Origin of the sequence: Pinirhizobacter sp., assembly GCF_035317885.1 — a bacterium.
Taxonomy (GTDB): domain Bacteria; phylum Pseudomonadota; class Gammaproteobacteria; order Xanthomonadales; family Rhodanobacteraceae; genus Pinirhizobacter.
This window is the reverse complement of sequence record NZ_DATHFX010000427.1, coordinates 1-4874: the sequence shown is the minus strand read 5'-3', so window position 1 is coordinate 4874 and position 4874 is coordinate 1. Positions and strand designations below refer to the sequence as shown.

Genomic DNA, 4874 nt, shown 5'->3' with positions numbered 1-4874 from the left:
CACGCCCAGGGCGGTCATGTCCTGGCGGTAGGCTTCGGCGAAGCGGTCGGTGATCTGGCTGATCGGCACGCCGGCGGCGGCCGCGGCGGCGTTGATCTTGTCGTCCACGTCTGTAATGTTTCGGGCGAACACCAGCCCGGGGAAATGGCGGCGCAGCAGGCGCGCCAGCACGTCGAACACCACGGCGGGGCGGGCATTGCCGATGTGGACGTAGTCGTAGACGGTGGGACCGCACAGGTACATCGTCACCCGTTCAGGAGCGGCCGGGACGAACACGTCGTTTCGGCGGGTGAGGGTGTTGTGCAGGGTTATCGGCATGGACGCTTCCGGGCGGGTTTCAAAGCCAGCCGGACATGGTAGCAAGGCGCCGGCAGGCTGGTCATATTCTAAGCCTCGATTCAGCGTGAACCGACGAAAATACGTCCATGCGCAGGCCCTGCGCCTTTTTTCGGAGACCGCTCGAATGTCCCGTTTCGTCCTTCCAGCCCTGTTGCTTGCCTTTGCGACCACGGGGGCCTTCGCGCAGGACGGCCGCTATGGTCCCCCGCCGCCCCCGCCGTCGGGCGACGCCGATAACGCACATTTCGGTTGGGCCGACGTGCTCCGCGTGGATCCGGTCTACGGCATCGCCCGCACCGAAACCCCGCGCCAGGAATGCTACGACCAGCAAGTCACCACCCAAAGCCGCGGCACCGGCAGTGCAGCGGGCACCATCCTGGGTGCGGTGGTCGGTGGCGTCCTGGGCAACACCATCGGCAAGGGTGACGGCCGCAAGGCTGCCACGGTGGCCGGCGCGGTCGCCGGCGGTGCCGTCGGCAACGCCGCCAGCCGTGGTCCGGATGGCAGCTATACCAGCACCCAGACCACCTGCCGCGATGTGCGCGCCGTGTCCGAGCAGCGCCGCATCATGGGCTACGACGTCGAGTACCGTTATCGGGGCGAGGTCTACAATTCGCGCCTGGCCTATGACCCGGGCGAGCGCCTCCGGGTCCGCGTCTCGGTCTCCCCGGCCGATTGATCCTTGCAGAAGAAGCCGCCCCCGGGGCGGCTTCTTTCTTCTTGCGCATCGCACCAAACCCGGTCATTATTGCCGTTCACCTTCCGGAATCCCCATGTCCGCAGCCGTCTATACCGCCGAAGTCCTCACCAGCGCCCGCATGGCCGCCGGGATGACCTCGCGTGCTCGTCGACCGCTGATCGAACATGGCGCCGGGTAGGCTGTCGCACGCGTTTCATGCGCTTCGACTAATAAACCCGGCCACCGTGCCGGGTTTTTTCGTTTTCGTCCCGCGCTTTGCCCCTTCCTGGAACCCATGATGACCGTCCGCCATTTTCTTACCACGCAGGATTACAGCCGCGCCGAGATCGACGCGCTGCTCGACCAGGCGGCTGCCTTCAAGCGCAGCAGGCAAGGCCGGCAGATGGCGGGGAAATCCATCGCCTTGATGTTCTTCAACCCCTCCATGCGCACCCGCACCAGCTTCGAGCTGGGCGCCTTCGAGCTGGGTGGGCATGCCATCGTGCTTGCGCCGGGCAAGGACGCCTGGCCCATCGAGTTCGAGGTGGGAACGCTGATGGATGGTGACACCGAGGAACACATCGCGGAGGTCGCCCGCGTGCTGTCGCGCTACGTGGACATGATCGCCGTGCGCGCCTTCCCCAAGTTCATCGACTGGAACGAAGACCGCAAAGACAAGGTGATCGCGGCCTTCGCCCGGTATGCCACGGTGCCGGTGGTGAACATGGAGACCATCACCCACCCCTGCCAGGAACTGGCCCACGCCATGGCCATGCGCGAGCATCTGGGTGATCTTTCGAAGAAGAAGTACGTACTCACCTGGACCTACCATCCCAAGCCGCTCAACACGGCGGTGGCGAACTCCGCGCTGCTGATCGCCACCAAGATGGGCATGGACGTCACGCTGCTTTGCCCCACGCCCGATTACATCCTGGACGAACGCTACATGGCCTTCGGCCGCGACAACGCCCAGGCCAACGGTGGCTCGCTGCGCGTGTCGCACGACATCGAAGAGGCCTACAGCGGCGCCCATGTCGTGTATGCCAAGAGCTGGGGCGCGATTCCGTTCTTCGGCCGCTGGGAAGAAGAAAAGGCCATTCGCGATGCCAACAAACACTTCATCGTGGACGAGGCGAAGATGGCGCTTACCGACAACGGGCTCTTCAGCCATTGCCTGCCGCTGCGCAGGAACGTCAAGGCGACCGACGCGGTGATGGATTCGCCCGCGTGCATCGCCATCGATGAGGCCGAGAACCGCCTGCACGTACAGAAGGCGGTGATGGCCTCGCTGCTGGCCGGGCACTGACCGCCCCATGTACACGCCCGCAGCCTTCGCTGAAAGCCGCGCCGATGTCGTGCACGCGCTTCTGCGTGCACATCCGTTCGCCACGGTGATCGTGCAGGGCGATGGCGGCTCCGTCGTCAATCACCTGCCGATGGAACTGGTGGATGGCAACCTGCACGGCCACGTGGCCCGCGGTAACGAACTGGCGTCATTCGACGGCGCCGCGGTGCTTGCGATCTTCCATGGGCCGGACGGCTACATCAGCCCGAACTGGTATCCCAGCAAGCACGAGACTGGTCGGGAAGTTCCTACCTGGAATTACGCCACCGCCCACGTGCATGGCCGCCTGCGCGTGACGCAGGATAAGACATGGTTGCGCGCCTTGCTCGATCGGCTGACCAACCGCTTCGAAGCCAGCGAACCCGCCCCGTGGCATGTGCACGACGCGCCGGCCGACCACATTGAAAAAATGCTCGGTGCGATCAGCGGCATCGAGATACTCGTCGAACGCATCGAGGCGAAGTACAAATTGAACCAGAACCATCCGCCGGCCAACCGTGCCGGCGTCATCGACGGGCTGCGCCGGCGCTGCGCGCCCGGAGACGCCGCGCTCGCCGATCTCATGACCTTTCACGTTTGAAAACTAAAATCCCCAGGACACATACCTACCCATGAGCAAAGACATCGTTCTCGCCTTCTCCGGCGGCCTCGACACCAGCTTCTGCGTGCCTTACCTGCAGGAGCGCGGCTGGGCCGTGCATACCGTGTTCGCCGACACCGGCGGCGTCGATGCCGATGAGCGTGCCTTCATCGAAGAGCGCGCGGCGGAGCTCAAGGTGGCCAGTCATCGCACCGTCGATGGCGGCCCGGCGATCTGGGAAGGCTTCGTCAAGCCATTCGTGCATGCCGGCGAGGGCTACCAGGGCCAGTACCCGCTGCTGGTATCCGATCGCTACCTGATCGTCGATGCGGCCATTGCCCGCGCCCAGGAACTGGGCACGCGCGCCATCGCCCACGGCTGCACCGGCATGGGGAACGACCAGGTCCGCTTCGACCTCGCCGTGAAGGCGCTGGGCGACTACGAGATCGTCGCCCCGATCCGCGAAATCCAGAAGGAACACACGCAGACCCGTGCCTACGAGCAGGCCTATCTGGAAGAGCGCGGCTTCGAAGTACGCGCCAAGCAGAAGAGCTACACCATCAACGAGAACCTGCTGGGCGTTACCCTTTCCGGCGGCGAGATCGACCACTGGAAGGAACCGGGCGAGGGCGCCCGCGGCTGGTGCAAGCCGCGCGCCGAATGGCCTTCCGAAGCATTGAAGGTGACGATCGGATTCGAGAAGGGCGAGGCGGTTTCCATCGACGGGCAGAAGCTCCCCGGCGCGAAGCTGCTGGCGAAGTTGAATGCGCTGTTCGCCCCCTACGGCGTGGGCCGCGGCATGTATACCGGCGACACCACCATTGGCCTGAAGGGCCGCATCGTCTATGAAGCACCGGGGCTCATCAGCCTGCTGGCGGCGCATCGCGCGCTGGAAGAAGCCGTGCTGACCAAGCAGCAGAACCGTTTCAAGCCGGAAGTCGCCCGCAAGTGGGTGGAAGTGGTGTACGAAGGCTTCTTCCACGATCCGATCAAGACGGACCTGGAAGCGTACCTGGCATCCAGCCAGGCGTGCGTGACTGGCGAAGTGGTGCTGCAAACCTCTGGTGCGCAGGTAACCGCCGTGGAAATCCGCTCGGCGCATATCCTCAACGCCAAGGGCGCCACCTATGCCCAGTCGGCCGACTGGGGCGTGGCCGAGGCCGAAGGCTTCATCAAGCTCTTCGGCATGAGCTCCACCCTCTGGGCCGAAGTGAACCGATGAGCACCGTCGACACCACCATCGACGGCGCGGGGCTGCTGAAGGCCACACTCGGGCACTTGCGTGCGTTGGTGAGCCACGACACGCGCAATCCGCCCCGCGAGATCGGCACCGGCGGCATCTTCGATTACCTGCGCGATCAGCTGCAGGGTTTCGACGTAGCCGTTACCGATTACGGCGCGGGCGCGGTCACCCTGTTTGCCACGCGGGGAAATCCGAAGTACCTGTTCAATGTGCACCTGGATACGGTGCCTGATTCGCCGCACTGGACACAGGATCCGCACAGCTTGACGGTAACGGACGACCGCGCTGTGGGCCTGGGTGCCTGCGACATCAAGGGCGCCGCGGCGGCGCTCTTGGCCGTGGCCCAGGGATCGAAGGGCGACATGGCCATCCTGCTGTCCACGGATGAAGAAGCCAACGATGCGCGCTGCATCGACGGGTTCCTGAAATCCGGCCCCCGGTACGACGCCGTGATCGTCGCCGAGCCGACCCGCGGCGAGGCGGTGCTGGCCCACCGCGGCATCCACTCGGTGCAGATGCGCTTCAAGGGCCGCGCAGGGCATGCCTCGGGCGACCAGCAGCCCAGCGACAGCGCCTTGCACCAGGCCATCCGCTGGGGTGCCGCCGCGCTGGACTTCCAGCAAGCCCAGTCGCACGAGCGTTTCGGTGGCTTGACGGGCCTGCGCTTCAACATCGGCAAGGTCGAGGG

The 4874-nt window shown here is 65.1% G+C and carries 5 protein-coding genes and 1 pseudogene; 5 read left to right on the top strand and 1 reads right to left on the bottom strand.

The features are described 5' to 3' along the window. Positions 1-318 (bottom strand): annotated as a pseudogene (locus VK519_RS14095) (cysteine--tRNA ligase); the annotation flags it as partial. Between the two features lie 145 nt (positions 319-463). On the opposite strand from VK519_RS14095, the gene VK519_RS14090 reads away from it, so the two are divergent. The 5 genes from VK519_RS14090 to VK519_RS14070 form a co-directional block, all read left to right on the top strand. Continuing rightward, a complete protein-coding gene (locus VK519_RS14090) occupies positions 464-1018 on the top strand; it encodes a glycine zipper 2TM domain-containing protein (RefSeq protein ID WP_324350777.1) in 555 nt (184 codons plus the stop codon). A 298-nt stretch (positions 1019-1316) separates the two neighbouring features. Beyond that, entirely contained in the window at positions 1317-2324 is a 1008-nt protein-coding gene (locus VK519_RS14085) for an N-acetylornithine carbamoyltransferase (protein ID WP_324350778.1), read from the top strand. A gap of 7 nt (positions 2325-2331) precedes the next feature. Continuing rightward, positions 2332-2943 carry an FMN-binding negative transcriptional regulator gene (locus VK519_RS14080; protein WP_324350776.1) on the top strand — a complete coding sequence of 204 codons (612 nt, stop codon included), beginning with the start codon at positions 2332-2334 and terminating at the stop codon, positions 2941-2943. A 31-nt stretch (positions 2944-2974) separates the two neighbouring features. Beyond that, positions 2975-4165: an argininosuccinate synthase gene (locus tag VK519_RS14075; protein ID WP_324350775.1), complete on the top strand. Its 1191-nt coding sequence runs from the start codon at positions 2975-2977 to the stop codon at positions 4163-4165. Then, a partial coding sequence (locus VK519_RS14070) for an acetylornithine deacetylase (protein ID WP_324350774.1) occupies positions 4162-4874 on the top strand: 713 nt, incomplete at its 3' end. The genes VK519_RS14075 and VK519_RS14070, both read left to right, overlap by 4 nt.

What these genes read in the sequence shown, in the direction of transcription:
- VK519_RS14090 (WP_324350777.1), top strand. Translation starts at nt 464, where the DNA reads ATGTCCCGTTTCGTCCTTCCAGCCCTGTTGCTTGCCTTTGCGACCACG.
- VK519_RS14085 (WP_324350778.1), top strand. Translation starts at nt 1,317, where the DNA reads ATGACCGTCCGCCATTTTCTTACCACGCAGGATTACAGCCGCGCCGAG.
- VK519_RS14080 (WP_324350776.1), top strand. Translation starts at nt 2,332, where the DNA reads ATGTACACGCCCGCAGCCTTCGCTGAAAGCCGCGCCGATGTCGTGCAC.
- VK519_RS14075 (WP_324350775.1), top strand. Translation starts at nt 2,975, where the DNA reads ATGAGCAAAGACATCGTTCTCGCCTTCTCCGGCGGCCTCGACACCAGC.